Annotated in this window: 19 protein-coding genes; 5 read left to right on the forward strand and 14 right to left on the reverse strand. The window is 64.0% G+C overall.

The genetic code is table 11. The annotated features are described in order from the left end of the window. Nucleotides 1–423 precede the first annotated feature (423 nt). The 3 genes from creC to BLV20_RS19795 all read right to left on the reverse strand — a co-directional run bounded on the left by creC (nt 424) and on the right by BLV20_RS19795 (nt 3095). A complete protein-coding gene (gene creC / locus BLV20_RS19785; protein ID WP_092304175.1) occupies nt 424–1845 on the reverse strand; it encodes a two-component system sensor histidine kinase CreC in 1422 nt (473 codons plus the stop codon). Next, nucleotides 1845–2525, reverse strand: a complete 681-nt coding sequence (gene creB, locus BLV20_RS19790) for a two-component system response regulator CreB (protein ID WP_092304176.1) — start codon at nt 2523–2525, stop codon at nt 1845–1847. The genes creC and creB overlap by 1 nt, the downstream gene beginning before the upstream one ends. Before the next feature lie 69 nt (nt 2526–2594). Next, nucleotides 2595–3095, reverse strand: a complete 501-nt coding sequence (locus tag BLV20_RS19795) for a retropepsin-like aspartic peptidase RloA2 (protein WP_092304177.1) — start codon at nt 3093–3095, stop codon at nt 2595–2597. Nucleotides 3096–3425: 330 nt separating this feature from the next. On the opposite strand from BLV20_RS19795, the gene BLV20_RS19800 reads away from it, so the two are divergent. Next, nucleotides 3426–4313, forward strand: a complete 888-nt coding sequence (locus BLV20_RS19800; protein ID WP_092304178.1) for an acyltransferase — start codon at nt 3426–3428, stop codon at nt 4311–4313. On the opposite strand, the gene BLV20_RS19805 is transcribed toward BLV20_RS19800, so the two are convergent. Next, the gene (locus BLV20_RS19805; protein ID WP_092304179.1) at nt 4314–4886 is read right to left on the reverse strand and encodes a DUF2780 domain-containing protein; all 573 of its coding nucleotides are present in this window, start codon (nt 4884–4886) and stop codon (nt 4314–4316) included. It abuts the gene before it with no gap. A 206-nt stretch (nt 4887–5092) separates the two neighbouring features. Here BLV20_RS19805 and BLV20_RS19810 point away from each other — a divergent pair, with 206 nt between their 5' ends. Beyond that, nucleotides 5093–5659: a hypothetical protein gene (locus tag BLV20_RS19810; protein WP_092304180.1), complete on the forward strand. Its 567-nt coding sequence runs from the start codon at nt 5093–5095 to the stop codon at nt 5657–5659. A 61-nt stretch (nt 5660–5720) separates the two neighbouring features. Here BLV20_RS19810 and fdhA read toward each other — a convergent pair whose 3' ends face one another. From fdhA to BLV20_RS19850, 8 genes are all read right to left on the reverse strand, one after another. Next, nucleotides 5721–6920 (reverse strand): formaldehyde dehydrogenase, glutathione-independent, encoded by a 1200-nt coding sequence (fdhA, locus tag BLV20_RS19815; protein WP_092304181.1) that lies wholly within the window; start codon nt 6918–6920, stop codon nt 5721–5723. Between the two features lie 181 nt (nt 6921–7101). Further along, entirely contained in the window at nt 7102–7959 is an 858-nt protein-coding gene (gene purU / locus BLV20_RS19820; protein WP_092304182.1) for a formyltetrahydrofolate deformylase, read from the reverse strand. Nucleotides 7960–8073: 114 nt separating this feature from the next. After that, nucleotides 8074–8706, reverse strand: coding sequence for a sarcosine oxidase subunit gamma (locus tag BLV20_RS19825; RefSeq protein WP_092304183.1), 633 nt, complete (start codon nt 8704–8706; stop codon nt 8074–8076). A 156-nt stretch (nt 8707–8862) separates the two neighbouring features. After that, nucleotides 8863–11880, reverse strand: coding sequence for a sarcosine oxidase subunit alpha (locus BLV20_RS19830; protein WP_092304184.1), 3018 nt, complete (start codon nt 11878–11880; stop codon nt 8863–8865). Continuing rightward, the gene (locus BLV20_RS19835; RefSeq protein WP_092304185.1) at nt 11877–12206 is read right to left on the reverse strand and encodes a sarcosine oxidase subunit delta; all 330 of its coding nucleotides are present in this window, start codon (nt 12204–12206) and stop codon (nt 11877–11879) included. Before BLV20_RS19835 ends, BLV20_RS19830 begins: the two co-directional genes overlap by 4 nt. Nucleotides 12207–12221: 15 nt before the next feature. Further along, a complete protein-coding gene (locus BLV20_RS19840) occupies nt 12222–13472 on the reverse strand; it encodes a sarcosine oxidase subunit beta family protein (RefSeq protein ID WP_007926378.1) in 1251 nt (416 codons plus the stop codon). Between the two features lie 23 nt (nt 13473–13495). Continuing rightward, nucleotides 13496–14749: a serine hydroxymethyltransferase gene (gene glyA, locus BLV20_RS19845; protein ID WP_009045942.1), complete on the reverse strand. Its 1254-nt coding sequence runs from the start codon at nt 14747–14749 to the stop codon at nt 13496–13498. A gap of 461 nt (nt 14750–15210) precedes the next feature. Continuing rightward, a complete protein-coding gene (locus BLV20_RS19850) occupies nt 15211–15954 on the reverse strand; it encodes a TraX family protein (protein WP_092304186.1) in 744 nt (247 codons plus the stop codon). Between the two features lie 223 nt (nt 15955–16177). On the opposite strand from BLV20_RS19850, the gene BLV20_RS19855 reads away from it, so the two are divergent. Then, nucleotides 16178–17218 carry a threonine aldolase family protein gene (locus tag BLV20_RS19855; protein ID WP_092304187.1) on the forward strand — a complete coding sequence of 347 codons (1041 nt, stop codon included), beginning with the start codon at nt 16178–16180 and terminating at the stop codon, nt 17216–17218. A 150-nt stretch (nt 17219–17368) separates the two neighbouring features. Further along, complete coding sequence (locus tag BLV20_RS19860) at nt 17369–18193, forward strand: SDR family oxidoreductase (RefSeq protein ID WP_092304188.1); 825 nt, start codon at nt 17369–17371, stop codon at nt 18191–18193. 191 nt (nt 18194–18384) lie between these two features. Here BLV20_RS19860 and gbcB read toward each other — a convergent pair whose 3' ends face one another. After that, nucleotides 18385–19485, reverse strand: coding sequence for a glycine-betaine demethylase subunit GbcB (gbcB, locus tag BLV20_RS19865; RefSeq protein ID WP_092304189.1), 1101 nt, complete (start codon nt 19483–19485; stop codon nt 18385–18387). Nucleotides 19486–19767: 282 nt separating this feature from the next. Here gbcB and gbcA point away from each other — a divergent pair, with 282 nt between their 5' ends. Then, nucleotides 19768–21063: a glycine-betaine demethylase subunit GbcA gene (gene gbcA / locus BLV20_RS19875; RefSeq protein WP_092304190.1), complete on the forward strand. Its 1296-nt coding sequence runs from the start codon at nt 19768–19770 to the stop codon at nt 21061–21063. Nucleotides 21064–21914: 851 nt separating this feature from the next. Here the strand turns inward: gbcA and BLV20_RS19880 are convergent. Next, nucleotides 21915–22685 carry an electron transfer flavoprotein subunit beta gene (locus BLV20_RS19880; RefSeq protein WP_092304191.1) on the reverse strand — a complete coding sequence of 257 codons (771 nt, stop codon included), beginning with the start codon at nt 22683–22685 and terminating at the stop codon, nt 21915–21917. Nucleotides 22686–22695 lie beyond the last annotated feature (10 nt).

Here is a 22695-nt window from a genome sequence, read left to right on the forward strand (position 1 = left end):
CGTTTTTTGCGGCTATCCCTTGAGGGAGGGGTGGCTGGCAGATCTTGCGGCCGCTTCGCGCCCGATCGCAGGCTGCGCCAGCGGCTACAGGTTGTGGGGCGTTTTCTGCGGTGATCCCTTGAAGGTGGGCGGCTGGCAGATCTTGCGGCCGCTGCGCGCCCGGGCGCAGGCTGCGCCAGCGGCTACAGGTTGTGGGGCGTTTTCTGTGGTTATCCCTTGAGGGTGGGGTGGCTGGCAGATCTTGCGGCCGCTTCGCGCCCGATCGCAGGCTGCGCCAGCGGCTACAGGGGCGGCGGGGTGTTTTTTGCGGTTATCCCTTGAAGGTGGGCGGCTGGCAGATTTGGCGGCTGCGACGGTTTTGTAGCCGCTGCCGAAGGCTGCGATCGGTCTGCGAAGCAGCCGCAAAACGGTAGACGCAGGGCGTCAGACCGGAAACTGCAAGGTCGCTTCAACGCCCCCGGGCACGTTGCCGATGTGCATCTGGCCGCCGTGCAGCTGCACCACTTCTTCGACGAAGTTCAGCCCCAGGCCGGTGCTTTTGCGTCCGCTGTCGGGCCGTGGCAGCGAGTAGAAACGCTCGGTCAGGCGCGCCAGGGCGTACTCCGGAATGGGCTCGGCCTGGTTGAACAGGCTGACCCGCAACCAGTCGCCCGTTCTGCTGGCCGTGAAACGCAACACACCGCCAGCAGGGGTGAAATCCAGGGCGTTCTCCAGCAGGTTGCCCAATGCCTGGCGCAGCAGGAACGCCTCGCCGGACAACTTCAGCCCCGGGTCGATACGCTGCTCGACCTGCAAGCCCTTGCCCTCGATCCGCGCCTTCTGGCTGTCGAGCAACTGCTTCACCAGATCCGCCAGCGGCACCGCCACCCGCTCCTCCAGGCCATGGCGCTGCTCGACTTGCGCCAGGTTCAGCAAACGCTCGATCAACTGCTGCATGCGCGCGCTTTCGCTGTCGATATTGCCGACGAAACGCGCGCGCTGCTCGCCGGGCATGTCGCCCTGCAACAGCTCCGCCGCGCCGCGAATCGCCGCCAGCGGGCTTTTCAGCTCGTGGGTCAGGGTGTGCACATAGCGCTCGACATAGGCCTTGCCCTCCAGCTGGGTGCGCATGTGCTCCACCGCCGTGGCCAGTTGCTCCAGCTCGCCGCCGCGATAGTGCGGCAGCTCGGCGCGGCGCCCCTCGCTGACCGCCTGGGCGTAGCCGGTCAGGCGGCGCAGGGCCGCGCTCAGCCACCACGACAGCAAGGCGCCGAACAGCAGGCCCAGGCCGATCAGCCCGGCGCCGTACCACAGCAGGCGCCGCTCCGTGCGGTCGACGTAGGGCTGCAGGGAACTGTTGGGCTTGGCCACGGTGACCACGCCGATGATCCGGCCGTTATCGCGAATCGGCGCGCCGACATGCATCACCGAGGAATTCGGGTCATCGGCCACGCTGCGCGAGGAGCGTGCACCGTATTGGCCGCGCAGGGTCAGGTACACATCGTTCCAGCGCGAATAGTCCTGGCCGACCGCCAGGCCGCTGGAGTCCAGCACCACCTTGCCCTGGGCGTCGGTGACGTAGATGCGGTGGTTGACCTGGTTTTTCGGCAGGCCCCAGATGGTCGCCGCCGGCTGCCGCTCGCCATAGGCATTGAGTAGCTGCGGCCAGCGGTTCTCGCTGAGGGTCCCGGCCTTGAAATCGTCACGCAGGATTTCCGCCATCAGGTTGGCGGTGTCCACCAGGGTTTCCTCGGTGGATTGGCGCACGCCCGGGCGGATTTCCTCCATCACGGTACTGAGCACGAAATAGCCGGTCAGGCCGACGAACAGCACATAGACCAGGAAAATCCGGATTCCCAACGGCATCAGCTGTGCCCCGGGCTGTAGCTGTAGCCCAGGCCGCGATGGGTCTGGATCGGCTCGGCGGTGGCCGCCACCAGGCGCAGCTTGGCCCGCAGGCTCTTGATATGGCTGTCGATGCTGCGTTCGTAGCCGGCGTCCGCCGCCACGCCCAGGGCATCGAGCAACTGTTCGCGGCTGAACACCCGTTCGGGTTGCTCCAGCAGGCAGTGCAGCAGGCGGAATTCATGCCGGGTCAGGCTCAGGGGCTGGCCGCGGTAGCTGATCTGGAACTTGTCGATATCGACCTGGAACAGCGCGGCCGGTGCCTCGACCGGCGCCCGCGGCGCCATGCGCTTGAGGATGGCCTTGACCCTTGCGGCGACCTCGCGTGGGCTGAAAGGCTTGACCACATAATCGTCGGCGCCGATTTCCAGGCCCACCACGCGGTCGATTTCACCGTCCCGGGCGCTGAGGAACATCACCGGCACCTCGCTGAAACGCCGCAGCTGCTTGCAGGTTTCGAAGCCGCTGATGTCAGGCAGGCCGATATCGAGAATCAGCAGGTCCGCCGGCGTGCTGCGCTGATAGTCCAGCGCGGCTTGCCCGAGGCTCAGCCAGGTGGTGCTGAAACCTTCGCCCTGCAGGGCAAAAATCAGCGTATCGGCTATCGCCGCTTCGTCTTCGACAATCAGGATATGAGGCATGGCGTCCGAGCACGGAAAGTAAGTGCCCGAACGGTGCCGGATGCCTCCTGCGCCGTCAATCAGGTCTGATCAGCAGTCGGGTTTGTCCGCGGTGTAGCGCCGGGCCGGGTTCACCGCGGCGTTGAACTCGCGCAGGGCCTTGGCGCCGATCAACAACGGATAGTTGAAGCTGCTGCGGTCGGTCAGGTTGACCTCGACCGTGCGCTTGACATTGCCCAGGCACATTTCCAGGTCGACCACCGGCCGCTTGGCCGACTGCGCCTCTTCGTTGTCTTCGTCTTCATCGGCGCGGCTCTTGATCTTGCTGATCCGCGCCACCTTGTGTTCGTAGACCTTGCCGTCGGCGTCCTTGGTCGCCAGGCGGAAACGCACCCACTCCTCGCCATCGCGGGTGAAGGTCTCGATATCCTTGGCCGACAGCGACGCGGTCAGGGCGCCAGTGTCCATCTTGGCCTTGAGGGTTTCGCCGATTTCCGGCAGTTGGATGTATTCGTAGCGCCCGTAGAGGGTCGGCTCGGCGGCCATGACCGGCAGCGCCAGCAGGGACAGGAGTGCAAGGACGGATTTCACGTGAGCAGGTTCCTTGGAAAGTGGGCAGCAGGATTTTAGACCGTGGCCGGGCGATTGGTTCGCTCGCAACGATCGATCACCCTGTAGGAGCGAGGCTTGCCCGCGATGGCGCCCTGACGCCCGGTCAGGCAATGCGCAGTATCGGCAATGCGCGGATCGCGCGGTGTCGGCATTCGCGGGCAAGCCTCGCTCCTACAGCACGGGTTATGGCGGTGTGGCTGGGCGCAAGGATAACCGGGGACAGGTGAAACATTCGTCAGCACATGCGGATTTGGCCTGCCCGTCGAAGGTGCTTATCATGGCGCGCCCAGACGCCTTCAAGAGTTCCTTATGCGCCGCCTGCTCACCGGCTGTTTCGTCACCTTGCTGCTGTTGCTCAACACCCTGGTCCTGTTCGGACCGCTGATGGTGTTCGCCCTGCTCAAGCTGGTCCTGCCGGGGCGCCTGCGCGACGGCGCGTCGAAAGCGGTGATGTGGATTGCCGAGACCTGGGCCGAAATCGACAAGCTGATCTTCGCCCTGTGCATTCCCACCCAGTGGGACATCCGCGGCGGCGACAACCTGCGGGGCGACACTTCGTACCTGGTGATCAGCAACCATCAGTCCTGGGTCGATATCCCGGCGCTGATCCAGACCCTCAACCGCCGCACGCCCTTCTTCAAGTTCTTCCTGAAGAAAGAGCTGATCTGGGTGCCTTTCCTCGGCCTCGCCTGGTGGGCCCTGGACTACCCCTTCATGAAGCGCTACAGCAAGGCCTTCCTGGCCAAGAACCCGGAGCTGCAAGGCAAGGACCTGGAAATCACCAAGGCCGCCTGCGAGCTGTTCAAGCGCCAGCCGGTCACCGTGGTCAATTACCTGGAAGGCACCCGCTTCACACCGGTCAAGCGGGAGCAACAGCAATCCCCCTTCAACCAGCTGCTCAAGCCGAAGGCCGGCGGCGTGGCGTTCGTGCTGGCGGCCATGGGCGAACAGCTCGACGCCATCCTCGATGTGACGGTGGTCTATCCGCAGCAGAAGATCCCCGGTTTCTGGGATTTGATCAGCGGCAGCGTGCCGCGAGTGATCGTCGATATCCAGACCCGTGAGCTGGACCCGGCGTTGTGGCAGGGGGATTACGAAAACGATCCGGCGTTTCGCCAGACCGTCCAGAACTGGGTTAACCAGCTCTGGACCGAAAAGGACCGGCGCATCGACGCCTTGCGCGCCGAGCGCCGTTGATCAGATACCGCTGCCTGCGCCCCAGATCCCGCCCAGGCTGCTGAGCAGCGAACCGCCCACGCCCTGCTGGCCGAGGAACTGCAGGAGCACCGGGGCGAACTGGCCAATCATGCCGCTGTCCATGCCCAGGGCGCTGAACGCCGTGTTCAGGTCATTAGTGTTCTTCACGTCGCCCAGGGCGCTCTCGAGCCCCGAGAACTTGGTGCCACCGCTCTGCCCCAGCAAGCCGCTCAGAGCGCCCAGGCTGGCCAGCGCATTGCCGCCGGCAAGCTTGTCCAACCCCGGCACGCTTTGGCTCAGTTGCGAATAGTCGGTGCTGCTCAACTGGTTCTTCGCCAGGCCCAGCATCGCGCCGGTACCGCCGATGGCCTGCTCCGGGGTGACATCCAGTTGCGCCAGCGCACTGAGCAGGTTGGCGGTCTGCGAGGTTGGAGCGGCAGCGGTAGCCTTGTCGCCACCCTGCATGCTGGAAACCGCATTGGCGGCATCGCTCAGGCTGAAGCCTGCAGCAAAAACCGGGCTGGCTCCCAGGGTCAGCAACGTAGCCAGTGCAACACTGCGGGAAATTTTCATCGAGACAACCTCTTGAGCATGAAAACCACCCGAGATTGGGTGGGAAAAAACAGCCATTTGACTGATGGCCAATAGAAATTGTTCCCGGCCCTCCTCACGGAACACCGGCTGGGCCGACAAGATAAAGATGTTTCTTAAAAGCCGCATGCTTCCCATGCGACCGCGTCTATGATTTCGCTGTTTTCGTCAGAACCGCCAGCCCCCCAATGAAAAGAATCCTCTCCGCACTTTTGGCCATTGCGCTCATCTCCATCGTCGCCTGGCGCCTCGGGTCGCCGGTCGATGATTCGGCATGTGCGGGCGAAACCGCAGCCAACGGCCCGCTGAGCCGTTTCGTTAGCGACTACTTCAAGCAAGGTAATGAAAGAGCCTGGCAGGAAGACACCAACGTCTTCGACATCCTCGCCGAACCCACGGCCAGCAGCATCACCCAGCAACCGCAAGCGTATTACTGCGAAGCGCTCAGCCTGCTTGAAAGCCCGACACGCACACAATCGGAGAAGGTCTATACCTCGATCCTGATGCTGAAGCTGCCCATCGACTATTACCTGAGCCTCATGGATCACAGCCACAGGTTTTATAAAGAGGGGCGGATCGATGACACGGTACTTGGGTTTGTCCTTAAACCCAGAGGAACCGCGCTCAACTATTGGTGGCTTCCGCAATGGCGCTCCCGCTTCAACCGAGATGCGCCATCTGTGTTCCCGCCACCCGACATTGCAGAAATACTGTCCGGGAAGTACTGGCTCCGCTATCCGGGCGCAGGTTTCTGAGCATCGAACAGCCATAAAAAAGGGCGACCCGAGGGTCGCCCTTTTTACTGCGTCAAAGCCTTTAGGCCGCGCTGAACAGCTTGTGCGGGTCGATGACGAATTTCTTCGGCACGCCGGCGTCGAACTCGCCGTAGCCACGCGGGGCGTCGTCCAGGCTGATGACCTGCACGCCGACCACTTCGGCAATGTTGATGCGGTCCCACATGATGGCTTGCATCAGTTGGCGGTTGTACTTCATCACCGGGGTCTGGCCGGTGTGGAAGCTGTGGGACTTGGCCCAGCCGAGGCCGAAGCGGATGCTCAGGCTGCCCATCTTGGCCGCGGCGTCCACGGCGCCCGGGTCTTCGGTGACATAGAGGCCGGGAATGCCGATCTTGCCGGCAACCCGCACCACGCCCATCAGCGAGTTGAGCACCGTGGCCGGCGCTTCGTGCTGGACGCCGGCATGGCCGTGGCCGCGGGCTTCGAAGCCCACCGCGTCGACCGCGCAATCGACTTCCGGCTCGCCGAGCAGCGCGGCGATCTGTTCGTGCAGCGGGGTGTCCTGGGACAGGTCGGCGATTTCAAAACCCTGGGCCTTGGCGTGGGCCAGGCGCACCGGGTTGACGTCGCCGACGATCACCACCGCCGCGCCCAGCAGGCGGGCGGACGCGGCAGCGGCCAGGCCTACCGGGCCGGCACCGGCGATATAGACGGTGCTGCCCGGGCCAACGCCGGCCGTCACCGCGCCGTGGTAGCCGGTGGGCAGGATGTCGGAGAGGCAAGTCAGGTCGCGGATTTTCTCCATGGCCTTGTCGCGGTCCGGCAGTTTCAGCAGGTTGAAGTCGGCGTAAGGCACCAGCACGTATTCGGCCTGGCCGCCGGTCCAGTCGCCCATGTCGACGTAGCCGTAGGCGCCGCCGGCGCGGGCCGGGTTGACGGTCAGGCAGACCCCGGTGTGTTGCTCCTTGCAGGAACGGCAGCGCCCGCAAGCCACGTTGAACGGCACCGAGACCAGATCGCCGAGCTTCAGGTTCTCGACGCCGCTGCCCTTCTCCACCACCTCGCCGGTGATTTCGTGACCCAGGACCAGGCCGACCTGGGCGGTGGTACGACCGCGCACCATGTGCTGGTCGGAACCGCAGATATTGGTGGATACCACGCGCAGGATGACGCCGTGCTCAATCTTCCTGCCGCGCGGGTCCTGCATTTTTGGATAGTCGATTTTCTGTACTTCGACCTTGCCGTTGCCGAGATACACGACACCACGATTACCAGACATGCTTTCACCTCGCTGTTGTTTTTATGAAACCGCGCCGCCGGAAAAAGGCAGCACGCAGAGTGCTCGGGTACAGATGCTGTTTCGTCTTCAAAATCGTTTTGCGAGCAAGCTCGCTCCTACAGAGGATTGCGTGCGTCTGTAGGAGCGAGGCTTGCCCGCGATGGCCGCAAAGCGACCTGTGTTAAAGCACCACCGTCCGGTTAGCGTTGAGGAACACCCGCCGTTCGATGTGGTAACCCACGGCCCGCGCCAGGGTCAGGCCTTCGATATCGCGCCCCTTGGCAATCAGGTCCTCGGGATAATGGCTGTGGTCCACCACTTCCACGCCCTGGGCGATGATCGGGCCTTCGTCCAGGTCGTTGTTGATGTAGTGCGCGGTGGCGCCCACCAGCTTCACGCCCTTGTTGTAGGCCTGGTGATAAGGCTTGGCGCCCTTGAAACCGGGCAGCAGGGAGTGGTGGATGTTGATCGCCTTGCCATCGAGCTTGCGGCACAGCTCCGGCGACAGCACTTGCATGTAGCGCGCAAGGATCACCAGTTCCGCGCCGGACTCCTCGATCACCTGCCACACCTGGCGCTCCTGGGACGGTTTGTCGTTGGGGTCCAGCGGGAAGTGGTAATACGGGATCTGGTGCCAGTCGGCCAACGGCTTGAGGTCCGGGTGGTTGGACACCACCGCCACCACGTCCATCGCCAGCTGGCCGATGCGCTGGCGGTACAGCAGGTCGTTGAGGCAGTGATCGGCCTTGGAAACCATGATCACCACTTTCGGCCGGTGCTGCGGCGGGGTCAGCTCGACATTCATGTCGAAGGCCCGGGCACGCTCGGCCAAACCGTCGCGTAGGCCCTGCTCGTTGAAGTCGTCGGGCTGGCGGAATTCCACGCGAATGAAAAAACGCCCCGAAAGCCGGTCATCGAAGGAATGGTGCTCGGTGACATAGCAGCCCTGCTCGAACAGAAAGCGGGTCACCGCGTCCACCGTGCCAAGCACGCTGGGGCAGTCGGCGGTCAAAATCCATGTGTCGGGGGCGCGGCTCATAATGCGGTGGCTCCTTTTGTTATGGGTAACCGCTTCGCGGTTGTTCGCGGGCAAGCCTCGCTCCTACGGTTCGTTGCGGACCTGTAGGAGCGAGGCTTGCCCGCGAAGGCAATCTCAGGCCTGGACGCTGAGGCCGTATTCGGCGGCGGCATCCTGCAGCCACAACCACCAGTAATCGGAGAAGCTGCGGCGGATCACCAGTTCCCAGGTGTCTTCGCCCATGCGGCGGATCACCAGTTGCGACTTGGCGAACACCGTGCCGACGGCCTTGCCCACCGGGAAATTGTTCGGGTGCACGTCGTAGCTGGTGGACTTCATCAGCACTTCGCGCACCTTCGGGCCGGACAGCTCGAGGATCTGCTGGCCACCACTGACGTTGACGATCTGGATGTGCAGGTCGCCCAGCGCTTCGCGCAGTTTCTTCTCGGCGGCGAACTCTTCACCGCTCGGCACCACCAGCAGCCATTCGTCCGGCCCCATCCACTGCAGGCTGGTTTCGCCCTTGGCGACCACGGTCAGGGCCACTGGCAGCTCCAGGCCCAGGGCCTTGTGCACGCCGGCAGCGAAGGCCGGGTCATGAGCATCGCCACGGATGGTCAGGTGACCGAGGAGTTTTTTCTCGCGCAGGGTCACGCCTGCGTTCTTGCGGCCCTTGCCCACCAGGCTGGCGAGGTCGGCATGGTGCAGCGACGACTCGGCTTTGGCGCCAGTGGTCGGGCGCTGTTGGTAAACGTTGACTGCGGTCATAGAGCACCTGTCTTGAAATTCTGTTGTGCGAAAACCACCGATCCTGTAGCCGCTGCCGCAGGCTGCGAACGACTGCGAAGCAGGCGCCGCTCTTGATGGCGCCGGAAGGTTCTTCGAACCTTATCGCAGCCTTCGGCAGCGGCTACAGGACCTTTGTTAAACGTTCTGGCGATCGCCTTTCGGATCGAAGAACACCGAAGAAACGATTTCCGCCTCGATCACCGTGCCGTCGGCCAATGGCGCGAACACCCGCTCGCCCATCCGCTTCAGGCCGCCCTTGACCACGCCCATGGCAAACGAATAACCCAGGGAGTTGTGGGCATAGCTGGAGGTCACGTGACCGACCATGCTCATCGGGATCGCCTGTTTGGTGTTGAACACCAGTTGCGCGCCTTCCGGCAGCCACTGGTTCGGGTCGATCGGTTTCAGGCCCACCAGTTGCTTGCGCTGGTCACGCACGCAGTCTTCGCGGTTCATGCCACGCCAGCCGATCCACGAGAACGGTTTGGTGCGACCGACACACCAGCCCATGTTCAGGTCGTCCGGGGTCATCGAGCCGTCGGTGTCCTGGCCGACGATGATGAAGCCCTTCTCGGCCCGCAGTACGTGCATGGTTTCCGTGCCGTACGGGGTCAGGTTGTACTTCTTGCCGGCCTCGACGATCTGCTCCAGTACGCCCATGGCGTAATCGGCCTGGACGTTGACTTCGTACGACAGCTCGCCGGTGAAGGAAATGCGGAACACCCGCGCCGGCACGCCGCCCACCAGGCCTTCCTTCCAGGTCATGAACGGGAAGCCGTCCTTGTCCAGGTCGATGTCGGTGACTTCGCTGAGCAGCTTGCGGCTGTTCGGCCCGGACAGGGTCATGGTCGCCCAGTGGTCGGTGACCGAGGTGAAGTACACCTTGAGGTCCGGCCATTCGGTCTGCTGATAGATCTCCAGCCATTGCAGGACGCGCGCCGCGCCGCCCGTGGTGGTGGTCATGATGAAGTGGTTTTCGCCGACGCAGGCGGTCACGCCGTCGTCGAAGACCATGCCGTCTTCCTTGCACATCAGGCCGTAGCGCGCCTTGCCCACGTCGAGCTTGGTCCAGGCGTTGGTGTAGATGCGGTTGAGGAACTCACGGGCGTCCGGGCCCTGGATATCGATCTTGCCCAGGGTCGAGGCGTCGAGCAGGCCGACGCTGTCGCGCACCGCCTTGCACTCGCGCTTGACCGCGGCGTGCAGGTCTTCGCCGTTCTTCGGGAAGTACCAGGGGCGCTTCCATTGGCCGACGTCCTCGAATTCGGCGCCGTTCTTCACATGCCACGAATGCAGGGCGGTGAAACGCACCGGCTCGAAGATGTGCCCGCAGTGACGGCCGGCCACGGCGCCGAAAGTCACCGGCGTGTAGTTCGGACGGAACATCGTGGTGCCCATCTGCGGGATGCTCACGTTCAGCGAACGGGCCGCGATGGCCAGGCCGTTGACGTTGCCGAGCTTGCCCTGGTCGGTACCGAAGCCCAGCGCGGTGTAGCGCTTGACGTGCTCGACCGACTCGAAGCCCTCGCGGGTCGCCAGTTCGATGGCGGCGGCGGTGACGTCGTTCTGCAGATCGACGAATTGCTTGGGCGCGCGCGCGGTGCCTTTTTCATGGGGCACCTGGAACAGCGCCAGGGTCGGCTCTTCCACGCGGCTCAGGGCCTTGGGCAGTACCGCTTCCACGGCCTTGAAACCCGCTTCGCTGGCAGCGCGCACGCCACCTTCAAAACCGTCGGCCAGGGAGTCGCCGAGGCCGTAGACGCCGTTGATGCCGCCGACGCACACGCGTTTCTGCGGTGCTTCGCCCGGCACGAAGCCGAGGATGTCTTCACGCCAGATCGGCTTGCCGCCCAGGTGCGACGCCAAGTGCACCACCGGGCTGTAGCCGCCGGAGCTGGCAATCAGGTCGCAGTCCAGCCACTCGCCGGGGCTGGTGACTTTGTGGGCCTTGACGTCGATCGCCGCGACGCGGGCGCCGGTCACATGCTTGCTGCCACGGGCTTCGATCACCGCACTGGAGGTGAGGATGCGAATGCCCTTGGCGCGGGCTTCTTCCACCAGCGCGCCGCGTGGGTTGTGACGGGCATCGGCGATGGCCACCACTTGCAGGCTGGCGTCGAGCCAGTCCAGGGCCACACGGTAGGCATGGTCGTTGTTGGTGCTCAGCACCAGCTTCTTGCCCGGCGCCACGCCGTAGCGGCGCACGTAGACCGAGACCGCGCCGGCCAGCATGTTGCCCGGCACGTCGTTGTTGCCGTAGACCAGCGGACGCTCGCAGGCGCCGGTGGCCAGCACCACGCGCTTGGCGCGCACCCGGTGGATGCGCTGGCGCACCTGGCCGATCGGTGCACGGTCGCCGAGGTGGTCGGTCAGGCGCTCGTGAATGGTCAGGAAGTTATGGTCGTGGTAGCCGTTCACGGTGGCCCGTGGCAGCAGGGTCACGTCCGGCAGTGACTTCAGCTCGGCAACCACGGTGGCGACCCACTCGGCCGCCGGCTTGCCGTCCAGGCTTTCGCGGCTGTCCAGCAGGCTGCCGCCGAATTCTTCCTGCTCGTCGGCGAGGATCACCCGCGCACCGCTGCGCGCAGCCGCCAGGGCCGCGGCCAGGCCGGCAGGGCCGGCGCCGACGATCAGCACGTCGCAGTGCTGGTTCATGTAGTCGTAGGTGTCCGGATCGTTCTCGGTCGGCGAGCGGCCAAGACCGGCAGCCTTGCGGATGTACTTCTCGTAGGTCATCCAGAACGATTGCGGATACATGAAGGTTTTGTAGTAGAAGCCCGGCGGCATCAGCTTGCCGCCGACCTTGCCGAGAATCCCCATCATGTCGTTGTTCACGCTCGGCCAGCCGTTGGTGCTGGTGGCGACCAGGCCCTGGTACAGCGCCTGTTGGGTAGCGCGCACGTTGGGGATCTGGGTGGCTTCGGTGGCGCCGATCTGCAGCACCGCGTTCGGCTCTTCGGCACCGGCGGCGAAAATGCCGCGCGGCCGGGAATACTTGAAGCTGCGACCGATGATGTCCACGCCGTTGGCCAGCAGGGCAGCGGCCAGGGTGTCGCCTTCGAAGCCTTTATAAGTCTGGCCGTTGAAGGTGAAGCTGAGGACTTTGTTGCGGTCGATGCGTCCGCCGTTGGACAGGCGATTGGACTGGCTCATACCTTCTCTCCCAGAGCCTGCGTGGCCGCTTTCGGGCTATCGGTCTTGTCGGTGAATTGCGGCTTGGTACCGATCTTGTAGGTTTCGAGAATCTCGTAGGTCACGGTGTCGCGGGTCGCGTTGAAGTACTGGCGGCAGCCGGCGGCATGGATCCACAGCTCGTGGTGCAGGCCGCGAGGGTTGTCGCGGAAGAACATGTAGTCGCCCCACTCCTCGTCGGTGCAGCTGTTCGGGTCCAGCGGACGCGGGATATGCGCCTGGCCGGACGAATGGAATTCCTCTTCGGAGCGCAGTTCGCCGCAGTGAGGACAGAAGATATGCAACATGTGGGATTTCTCCTGTTAGTGGGCGACGGCAGCAGCGCCGTGTTCGTCGATCAATGCACCGTTGTGGAAACGGTCGATGGAAAACGGCGCGGCCAGCGGGTGCATCTCACCCTTGGCCAGGCTCGCGGCGAATACGTTGCCCGAGCCCGGGGTGGCCTTGAAGCCGCCGGTGCCCCAACCGCAGTTGAAGAACATGTTCGGTACCGGCGTCTTGGAGATGATCGGGCAGGCGTCCGGCGTGGTGTCGACGATGCCGCCCCATTGGCGGTTCATGCGTACCCGCGAAAGGATCGGGAACATCTCGACGATGGCCTGGATGGTGTGCTCGATCACCGGGTACGAACCGCGCTGGCCGTAGCCGACCCAGCCATCGATACCGGCGCCGATCACCAGATCGCCCTTGTCGGACTGGCTGATGTAACCGTGCACCGCGTTGGACATGATCACGCTGTCGATGATCGGCTTGATCGGCTCGGACACCAGCGCTTGCAGCGGGTGCGATTCGATCGGCAGGCGGAAGCCCGCGAGCTTGGCCATGTGCCCGGAGTTACCGGCGGTGACCACGCCGACGCGCTTGGCGCCGATGAAGCCCTTGTTGGTCTCGACGCCGATGCACACGCCGTTTTCCTTGCGGAAACCGATGACTTCGGTCTGCTGGATCAGGTCCACACCCAGGGCGTCGGCGGCACGGGCAAAGCCCCAGGCCACGGCGTCGTGACGGGCCACGCCGCCACGGCGCTGGACGGTGGCGCCCAGCACTGGGTAGCGGGTGTTTTTCGAGCAGTCCAGGTACGGAATCTCGTCGGCCACTTGCTTGGCGTTGAGCAGCTCGCCGTCCACGCCGTTAAGGCGGTTGGCGCTGACCCGACGCTCGGAATCGCGGATGTCCTGCAGGGTGTGGCACAGGTTGTAGACGCCGCGCTGGGAGAACATCACGTTGTAGTTGAGGTCCTGGGACAGGCCTTCCCACAGTTTCATCGCGTGTTCGTACAGGTGCGCCGACTCGTCCCACAGGTAATTGGAACGCACGATGGTGGTGTTGCGCGCGGTGTTGCCGCCGCCCAGCCAGCCTTTCTCGACCACGGCGACGTTGGTGATGCCGTGCTCCTTGGCCAGGTAGTAGGCGGTCGCCAGACCGTGCCCGCCGCCGCCGACGATGACCACGTCGTAGACCTTTTTCGGGGTCGGCGTGCGCCACATGCGCTGCCAGTTTTCATGGTGGCTGAGGGAGTGCTTGAAGAGGCCGAAGCCCGAATAGCGTTGCATAGTCATTTACTCCAAAACCGCACTCAGCGATAAACCGGGAAGTCCGCGCACAGGGCCGATACCTGACGAGCGACATTGGCCTCGACATCGGCATCGCCGAGGTGGTCGAGGATGTCGCAGATCCAGCCGGCCAGCTCCACGCACTGGGTAACCTTGAAGCCGCGGGTGGTCACCGCCGGGGTGCCGATACGCAGGCCGGAGGTCACGAACGGCGACTGTGGATCGTTCGGCACGGCGTTCTTGTTCACGGTGATGTGCGCGCGACCGAGGGCGGCGTCCGCATCCTTGCCGGTCAGGCCCTGGCGGATCAGGCTGACCAGGAACAGGTGGTTGTCGGTGCCGCCGGACACTACATCGTAGCCGCGTTTGATAAATACGCCGGCCATGGCCTGGGCGTTGTCGATCACTTGCTGCTGGTAGGCCTTGAAGCCAGGCTCCAGCGCTTCCTTGAAGCACACCGCCTTGCCGGCGATCACGTGCATCAGCGGGCCGCCCTGGGCGCCCGGGAACACCGCGGCGTTGAGCTTCTTCTCGATTTCTTCGTTGGCCTTGGCCAGGATCAGGCCGCCACGCGGACCGCGCAGGGTCTTGTGGGTGGTGGTGGTGACCACGTCGGCGTAAGGCAGCGGGTTGGGGTACAGGCCAGCGGCGACCAGGCCGGCGACGTGGGCCATGTCGACGAACAGCAGCGCGCCGACCTTATCGGCGATCTGGCGGAAGCGTGGGAAGTCCAGGGTCTTGGAGTAGGCCGAGAAGCCGGCAACGATCATCTTCGGCTTGCACTCGACGGCCAGGCGCTCGACTTCGTCGTAGTCGATCAGCCCGGTGTTGGTGTCGATGCCGTACTGCACGGCGTTGTACAGCTTGCCCGAGGACGACACCTTGGCGCCGTGGGTCAGGTGGCCGCCGTGGGCCAGGCTCATGCCCAGGATGGTGTCGCCGGCTTGCAGCAGGGCCAGGTACACGGCGCTGTTGGCCGAGGAACCGGAGTGCGGCTGGACGTTGGCGTAGTCGGCGCCGAACAGTTGCTTGGCGCGCTCGATGGCCAGGGCCTCGACCTTGTCCACGTGTTCGCAGCCACCGTAGTAGCGCTTGCCGGGGTAGCCCTCGGCGTATTTGTTGGTCAGGCCGCTGCCCTGGGCCTGCATCACCCGCTTGCTGGTGTAGTTCTCCGACGCGATCAGCTCGATGTGATCTTCCTGACGTTGCTCCTCGGCATTCATGGCCGCCAGCAGTGCATCGTCATAACCCTGGATTTGGTCTTGCTTGCTGAACATCGCGTCTCTCCCAGCGGCGGCGGTGCGCCTTTCGTCTCGGTGAGGCACGTACCATGCGGCAGTGCCCTTTGGATGCGATGGTATGGCCGGCGCTGACCGGTCAAATGCCTATGGACGCCACGCAAAGGTGCGTTTACGACATGGCCTGGCGCAGAGAGACCCAGACCCGTGCACGCCACGCCCCGAAGGCTCTATGTCGGTGGCTTGCCCGCGACCGCCAGCGACCAGTGGCGCGACAACTTTCGGGTTGGCGTGTCGCATCTGTAGCCGCTGCCGAGCCCGCGAGGCTGCGCTCGAGGACGCAGTCCTCGCAAAACCTGCACGCGGTTTGCCAGGAAGGACAGGTTGTCCGTTTTACGACCGCTTCGCGGCCGAGCGCAGCCTCGCAGGCTCGGCAGCGGCTACGAGCGTTCGTGCCTACAACGGTTCGGCGCAAATCGCGTGCGATGACGGCGCAGCCATCAGGCCAGCAGGTTGCGCAGCATCAGCAGCAGGAGGAAATGCCCGGGGTACAGCAGGTAGGCCCAGCGCCGCATCGGCGGCGGCGAGACATTGCGCATCCGCCGCAGGATCGCCAGCCCCAGCCACGGCGCCAGCGCACAGACGAGCAGCGCCCAGGCCGCCACCGCGTTGCCCTGGCGCGCCGCCGGCAGCAGGTTTTCCCATTGGTTGGCCGCCAGGCACAGCAGCCCCGGCAGCAGCGCCCAATATCCACGGCGCTGCAGCACCAGCAACAGCGCCAGCGGCAGCAAGACGCCGAACAGGCCGAACATCAGGTGCCGGTCGAACAGCCCGCCCAGAAACGCCGCGACGACTCCCAGCCACAACGCCAGCCCGCCGCCCTGCTGCCAGGCGCGGGCCACCAGCAGGCCCAGGACCAGGGTCGGCAGCACATTCAAAGTATCCGGGAACGGGATATACAACCGGTACGGCACCTCGCTGAGCAGGCTGAACAGCAGCAGCCAGCCCAGGTAGCGCCATTGCCCGGCGCCCTGCTGACTGGCCGTGCCGGCGCGCGCTACATTCACCGCCAGCGCCAGGCAAAACCAGGGAAACGCCAGGCGCCCCGGCACATACAGCAGGTCCAGGCTCCAGCCGACATAGCGCAGGTGATCGAGCAGCATGCTCAGCAACGCCAGCCATTTGAGCAGGTCCAGGGCGCCGTCGCGCCGGGCGGCGGCCGGGGTCAGCATCGGGTCTCGCATAATTGCTCATGGCCTGTGGTTTTTTTGCACATAAACAGAGCGTGTGCGCCCTCCTCAATCTTGGGTAAAGTGACGCACCACGATCTCTGCAGGGCCCGTGCGGCGCCCTTGGACCAGACTTCGTTGCGCACGCTTCACCCAAGGGTTCCTTACCCAGGAGCACCTTATCCGGAGCCCTTTATCGAAAGACTCCCCTCTCGGACCTTTAGCACGGAAGACGGCCATGACCGACAAGAGCCAACAATTCGCCAGCGACAACTATTCCGGCATCTGCCCCGAGGCCTGGGCGGCCATGGAACAAGCCAATCGCGGCCACGAACGCGCCTATGGCGACGACCAGTGGACCGCACGCGCCGCCGATTATTTCCGCAAGCTGTTCGAGACCGACTGCGAGGTGTTCTTCGCCTTCAACGGCACCGCCGCCAACTCCCTGGCGCTGTCGTCGCTGTGCCAGAGTTACCACAGCGTCATCTGCTCGGAAACCGCCCACGTCGAAACCGACGAATGCGGCGCGCCGGAATTCTTCTCCAACGGCTCCAAGCTGCTGATCGCCGGCACCGAGAACGGCAAGCTGACGCCGGACTCGATCCGCGAAATCGCCCTCAAGCGCCAGGACATCCACTACCCCAAGCCGCGGGTGGTGACCCTGACCCAGGCCACCGAGGTCGGCAGCGTCTACACCCCGGCGGAAATCCGCGCCATCAGCGCCACCTGCAAGGAGCTGGGGCTGAACCTGCACATGGACGGCGCGCGCTTCTCCAACGCCTGCGCCTTCCTCGGCTGCTCGCCCGCCGACCTGACCTGGAAAGCCGGGGTCGACGTGCTGTGCTTCGGCGGTACGAAAAACGGCATGGCGGTGGGTGAGGCGATCCTGTTCTTCAACCACAAGCTGGCCGAAGACTTCGACTACCGCTGCAAGCAGGCCGGCCAGCTGGCCTCGAAGATGCGCTTCCTGTCCGCGCCCTGGGTCGGCCTGCTGGAAAACGACGCCTGGCTCAAATACGCCCGCCACGCCAACCATTGCGCGCAATTGCTGGCCGAGCTGGTGGCGGACATTCCAGGGGTGGAACTGATGTTCCCGGTGCAGGCCAACGGCGTGTTCCTGCAACTCTCGGAACCGGCCATCGCCGCGCTGACCGCCCGGGGCTGGCGCTTCTACACCTTCATCGGCAAAGGCGGCGCGCGCTTCATGTGCTCATGGGACACCGAAGAAGCCCGGGTACGCGAACTGGCCGCGGACATTCGCCAGGTCATGGCCGGCTAAGCGCCCTCGCCAGCCGCTCCCGCCCGGCTCGGTGACGGGAGCGGCCCCGCGCCTTTTTGTTGCTGATCCGCGCGCGTCGCCAGACATGAACTAGATTGACTGGCGAGCCGCTGTACCGCTCGGATAACGACAATAATCAGGAGCGTCTCCATGTCCCTACAAGGCAAGACCCTGTTCATCACCGGCGCCAGTCGCGGCATCGGTCGCGAAATCGCCCTGCGGGCGGCGCGGGACGGGGCCAATATCGTGATCGCGGCGAAAAGCGCCGACCCCCATCCCAAGCTGCCCGGGACCATCTTCAGCGTGGCCCGCGAGGTCGAGGCGGCGGGCGGCAAGGCCCTGGCGTTGCAGGTGGATGTGCGTGACGAAGAGGCGGTGCGCCAGGCGCTGGCCAAGGCCGCCGGGCATTTCGGCGGCATCGATGCGCTGGTCAACAATGCCGGGGCGATCAAGCTGACCGGGGTGCAGCACATCGAGCTCAAGCGCTTCGACCTGATGCACCAGATCAACACCCGCGCCGTGCTGCTGTGCAGCCAGGCGGCCCTGCCCTACCTGAAAAGCAGCGCCGGGCACATTCTCAACCTGTCGCCGCCGCTGAACCTGGCGAGCAAGTGGTTCGCCCAGTACAGCCCCTACACCGTGACCAAATACGGCATGAGCATGCTGACCCTGGGCATGAGCGAGGAATTCCAGCATTACGGCATCAGCGTCAACTCGCTTTGGCCGCAGACCATGATCGCCACCGCCGCCATCGAGTTCCAGCTGGGTTCGCGCGAATCGTTCAAGCATGCGCGCACGCCTGCGATCATGGCCGATGCGGCCCATGCGATTCTCTCCAGCAGCCAGCGTCGCATTACCGGGCGGCTACTGATCGACGAGGAAATCCTGCGCGAACAAGGGGTGAGCGACTTCGCCCATTACCGCTTCGACCCCGACTGCCGCGAAGCGCTGATGACGGACCTGTTCATCGATTGAACGAGCGGATCAATCTGTAGCCGCTGCCAAGGCACGAAGCTGCGATCGACTGCAAAGCAGTCGTAAAACCGGATAGCCCGTTCTTTCTGGAACACCGCGTGCTCAGGTTTTGCGAGGACTGCGTCCTCGTTCGCAGCCTCGCGGGCTCGGCAGCGGCTACGGGTTATGGGTTATCGGTATGGGTCCGCCGCTCAATACTCGACCCGCACATCGCCCTTCGGCACGCTGCAGCAGGACAGGATGTAGCCTTCGGCTTCGTCTTCCTCGGTGATGCCGCCGTTGTGGTCCATCTCCACTTCCCCGCCCAGCTTGAGCACTTTGCAGGTGCCGCAGATGCCCATGCCGCAGGCCTTGGGGATCATCAGGCCAAGCTTGGCCGCAGCGGCGTGGACGGTTTCGCCCGGCGCCACGCGGATGCTCTTGCCGGAAGCGGTGAATTCCACCTGATGCAGGTCGGCGACGTCGATCTCCGGGGCCTCGGCCGCTTGCTCGGCCTGTTCCACCGCGTCGGCCCGGGCTTCCGCCGGCGTCGCGCCGAAGGACTCTTCGTGGTAACGCGACATGTCGAAGCCGCTGGCCTCGAGCAGGCGCTTGACCGCGTTCATGTAGGGGGTCGGGCCGCAGCAGAACACTTCACGCTCGAGGAAGTCCGGCGCCATCAGCTCCAGCATCTTGTGGTTCAGGTAGCCGCGATAACCGGCCCAGGGCTCGCCCAGGCCGTGCTTCTCGCAGATCAGGTGCAGGCTGAAGTTGTCGATCCGCGACGCCATGTGCTCCAGCTCGCGGTGATAAATGATGTCCTTGGGCGAGCGCGCGCTGTGGATAAACACCATGTCGACATTGCCGTTGGTGTCGTAGAACCAGCGCGCCATGGACATCACCGGGGTGATGCCGACGCCGCCGCTGAGGTACAGGACTTTCGGGCTCGGGAAGTCGATGGCGTTGAACAGCCCCACCGGCCCGTGCACCGCCAGATCCTGGCCTTCGTGCAGGGTGTCGTGCAGCCAGTTGGAAACCTTGCCGCCAGGGACGCGCTTGATGGTCACCGAGAAGCTGTACGGCACCGAGGGCGAGCTGGAAATGGTGTAGGAACGCATGATCGGCTGGCCTTCGATCTCCAGCTCCAGGGTGACGAACTGCCCCGGCTTGAAGAAGAACATGATCGGCTGGTCGGCCATGAAGCAGAAGGTGCGCACGTCCCAGGTTTCCTGGATGACTTTGACGCAACGGACGATGTGTCGGCCATTGGCCCAGGTCTGGGTGGTTACCGGGTTCAGGAAGTTATTGGACATGCTGATCTCCACGGCCGACTGCCGGCCTCTATGGTGGCGATTGTGCGCAGGCCCATAAACGCCCATTTACCTATCTGCGACATTCACATGCTTATCGCGACCAGCCCCCAACCACCGGGGCTTGCGCGTCGGGAACAGATTGGGCCATGTCGCCCATGGATAAGGTTCGGCGCCGCGCCGGCCCCACACTCGCCTCAACTGAGAACCGCTGATTTTTCAGCCTTGCGTCGTAACCGTAGATAAATTTCGCCGGCCACACAGATGGCCATGAGGACCAAAACGATGGACGTCACCGCAACCCTGAGCCTGGGCGATCCGCTGGAACCCGCACGCAAGGCCACCGCACAAATGCTCCAAGAACGCGAGCGGACCTTTTCCCTGCCGCAGCCGTTCTACTGCGACGAACGCCTGTTCGATATCGACATGCAGGAGATCTTCCAGAAGGAATGGCTGATCGCCGGCATGACCTGCGAGATTCCGACCAAGGGCAACTACATGACCCTGCAGGTCGGCAAGAACCCGATCATCGTGATCCGCGGCGCCGACGGCGTGGTCCACGCCTTCCATAACGTCTGCCGCCACCGCGGTTCGCGCCTGTGCACCAGCGACAAAGGCAAGGTCGCCAAGCTGGTCTGCCACTACCACCAGTGGACCTACGAGCTGGACGGCCGCCTGCTGTTCGCCGGCACCGAGATGGGTGCCGACTTCGACATGAAGCAGTACGGCCTCAAGCCGGTGAACGTGAAGACCGCCGGTGGCTACATCTTCATCTCGCTGGCCGAGAACCCGCCGGCCATCGATGACTTCCTGGCGACCCTGACGCACTACATGGAACCCTACGACATGGAGAACACCAAGGTGGCGGTGCAAACCACCTTGATGGAAAAGGCCAACTGGAAGCTGGTGCTGGAAAACAACCGCGAGTGCTACCACTGCGGCGGTTCGCACCCGGAGCTGTTGAAAACCCTGTTGGAGTGGGACGACGTCACCGACCCGCGCGCCGACCAGGCGTTCAAGGACCACGTGGCTGCCTCCGCCGCCGCCTGGGAAGCCGAGAAGATCCCTTATGCCCACGCCAGCTTCGGTCTGCGCAACCGCATCGTGCGCATGCCGCTGCTCAAGGGCACCGTGTCCATGACCATGGACGGCAAGCAGGGCTGCGCCAAGCTGATGGGCCGGATCAAGAACCCGGATCTGGGCTCGATGCGCATCCTGCACCTGCCGCACTCTTGGAACCACTGCATGGGCGACCACATCATCGTGTTCACCGTGTGGCCGATCAGCGCCCAGGAAACCATGGTCACCACCAAGTGGCTGGTGCACAAGGACGCGGTCGAAGGCGTGGACTATGACGTGGAGCGCATGCGCCAGGTGTGGGACGCGACCAACGACCAGGACCGTCGCCTGGCCGAAGAGAACCAGCGCGGCATCAACTCCACCGCCTACCAGCCCGGCCCGTACTCCAAGACCTACGAGTTCGGCGTGGTCAACTTCGTCGACTGGTACAGCGAGCGCATGCTGAGCAACCTCGGTGCCGAACCGGCGCCGTACCTCAAGGGCGTGCCGGTCCACGGCTGATCCCGGGCTGGGCTTCTGTAGGAGCGAGGCTTGCCCGCGAAGGCCGCGACACGGTGTACCCGAACCACCGCGTTAGCGTTCATCGCGAGCAAGCTTCGCTCCTTACGGGGGCAAGCTTGCTGTACGTTTTTTGATCTGAACCCTTCCCGGCCATGGCCGACAAGGCTCCCAGCCTTCCGCGAACAAGTTATCCACATCTCCACCCACAGCAAATGTGGGCAACTCGGCTTTCAGCCGGCGGATTCGTCGAGAGAAACCGAAGAAAATCCGTGACTTATCCAGAAAGGGCTTTTTCGCAGGCTCTTGATCATTTTTTGTACGAAGCCCTGTAAGCCACGTATTCAAAGGCCTGTAGACGAAGGCGAACACCTTATCCACAGAAGCGCCAACAGACTTTGGGGGCAACTTCGCCACAACGGTCCCTGCGCTGTGGAAAACCGCTGCACAGCGCGAAATATCGAGGTTCCAGGGCTGCCGCAAGGGTAAAAGCCTACTTTTGCCTATTTTTTGACCAGACCTCTACAAGCAGCTTTTTATAAGGCTCTCAGCGGACAGCGAACATCTTATCCACAAAGAGGCCAACAGACTTTGGGGGCAACTGGTCGGCGGGCGATGGTCGTGGAAATTCCTTATCCACAGAAAAACCTGCGTAAAAACCTCGACTTAGCCTGGTCGTTTTTCGTACAACGCGCTGTAGCGCTTGATTGGCGAGGCCTGCAGAGAGGGACGAACATATTATCCACAGAGGCGCGCACAGCGATTGTGGGTAAAGGCGGGGAAATCAGTGGCGGGCAAGCCTCGCCCCCGTAGGAGCGAAGCTTGCTCGCGATAACGAAATACGAGGCCAAGCCCTAGCGGACCACGCCCTCTTCGATCAGCAGCTTGAGGATGGCCTCGGCACCGGCTTCGGCGCTGACGCCCTTGAGCACCTGGCCGCCACCGCCGCTGGCCTTGGCGGTCGCGGCTTTCATGCGGTCGGCGCCGCTCTTGGCCTTGATCACTTTCAGACGCTTGGGCCGCGGCTTGGCGGGTTGCAGGGTGGCGCTGGTGAATAACTCATCGTCGAGCACCTCCACCTGCCGCGCCTGCAATACCCCGCGCCGGGCCGGGCCATAGGCGCTCTGCCGTGGCTTGGGCGCGGCGTTATCCACAGTGGCGAGGAACGGCAGGCGTACCTTCAACCGGCGGCGCTGGCCACGCGGCAGGGCTTGCAGCACCAGGGCCACGCCAGCGTCGATGGATTCCACCTGAGCCAGGCCCACCACCAGCGGCCAGCCAAGGTTTTCCGCCAGCAGGAATGGCAGCATGCCCGAGCCTTCGCCGGTTTCCGCCTGGCTGCCGGTGAGCACCACTTGCGCCCCGGCATCGCGCAGGTAATCGGTCAGTACCGGCAGCGCATCGGCACCGGCCGACTGCTCCAGCACGTGCATCTGTTCCAGACCCATGCCCAGGTAGGCGCGCAGGGCCGGCTCGGCGATATCACCGGCATGCAGCACTTGCAGCTTGTCCCCGGCCAGTTGCAGCCCCAGCTCGACCGCCCGCGCATCCTGCTCGGCGCGCCGTGGCCGGCCGGAAGTCGGGTGGGCGCCGATGGACACCAGGCTGATCACATTGGTACTCATAAGCTCTGTC

This window comes from Pseudomonas sp. NFIX28 (assembly GCF_900107395.1).
Classification (GTDB): domain Bacteria; phylum Pseudomonadota; class Gammaproteobacteria; order Pseudomonadales; family Pseudomonadaceae; genus Aquipseudomonas.

Coding starts and splice junctions, on each gene's coding strand:
- BLV20_RS19850 (WP_092304186.1), bottom strand. CDS start 15,954: ATGCGAGACCCGATGCTGACCCCGGCCGCCGCCCGGCGCGACGGCGCC.
- BLV20_RS19825 (WP_092304183.1), bottom strand. CDS start 8,706: ATGACCGCAGTCAACGTTTACCAACAGCGCCCGACCACTGGCGCCAAA.
- BLV20_RS19805 (WP_092304179.1), bottom strand. CDS start 4,886: ATGAAAATTTCCCGCAGTGTTGCACTGGCTACGTTGCTGACCCTGGGA.
- purU (WP_092304182.1), bottom strand. CDS start 7,959: ATGAGCCGCGCCCCCGACACATGGATTTTGACCGCCGACTGCCCCAGC.
- BLV20_RS19855 (WP_092304187.1), top strand. CDS start 16,178: ATGACCGACAAGAGCCAACAATTCGCCAGCGACAACTATTCCGGCATC.
- creC (WP_092304175.1), bottom strand. CDS start 1,845: ATGCCGTTGGGAATCCGGATTTTCCTGGTCTATGTGCTGTTCGTCGGC.
- BLV20_RS19810 (WP_092304180.1), top strand. CDS start 5,093: ATGAAAAGAATCCTCTCCGCACTTTTGGCCATTGCGCTCATCTCCATC.
- BLV20_RS19835 (WP_092304185.1), bottom strand. CDS start 12,206: ATGTTGCATATCTTCTGTCCTCACTGCGGCGAACTGCGCTCCGAAGAG.
- creB (WP_092304176.1), bottom strand. CDS start 2,525: ATGCCTCATATCCTGATTGTCGAAGACGAAGCGGCGATAGCCGATACG.
- BLV20_RS19880 (WP_092304191.1), bottom strand. CDS start 22,685: ATGAGTACCAATGTGATCAGCCTGGTGTCCATCGGCGCCCACCCGACT.
- glyA (WP_009045942.1), bottom strand. CDS start 14,749: ATGTTCAGCAAGCAAGACCAAATCCAGGGTTATGACGATGCACTGCTG.
- BLV20_RS19830 (WP_092304184.1), bottom strand. CDS start 11,880: ATGAGCCAGTCCAATCGCCTGTCCAACGGCGGACGCATCGACCGCAAC.
- fdhA (WP_092304181.1), bottom strand. CDS start 6,920: ATGTCTGGTAATCGTGGTGTCGTGTATCTCGGCAACGGCAAGGTCGAA.
- gbcB (WP_092304189.1), bottom strand. CDS start 19,485: ATGTCCAATAACTTCCTGAACCCGGTAACCACCCAGACCTGGGCCAAT.
- BLV20_RS19800 (WP_092304178.1), top strand. CDS start 3,426: ATGCGCCGCCTGCTCACCGGCTGTTTCGTCACCTTGCTGCTGTTGCTC.
- BLV20_RS19840 (WP_007926378.1), bottom strand. CDS start 13,472: ATGCAACGCTATTCGGGCTTCGGCCTCTTCAAGCACTCCCTCAGCCAC.
- BLV20_RS19860 (WP_092304188.1), top strand. CDS start 17,369: ATGTCCCTACAAGGCAAGACCCTGTTCATCACCGGCGCCAGTCGCGGC.
- gbcA (WP_092304190.1), top strand. CDS start 19,768: ATGGACGTCACCGCAACCCTGAGCCTGGGCGATCCGCTGGAACCCGCA.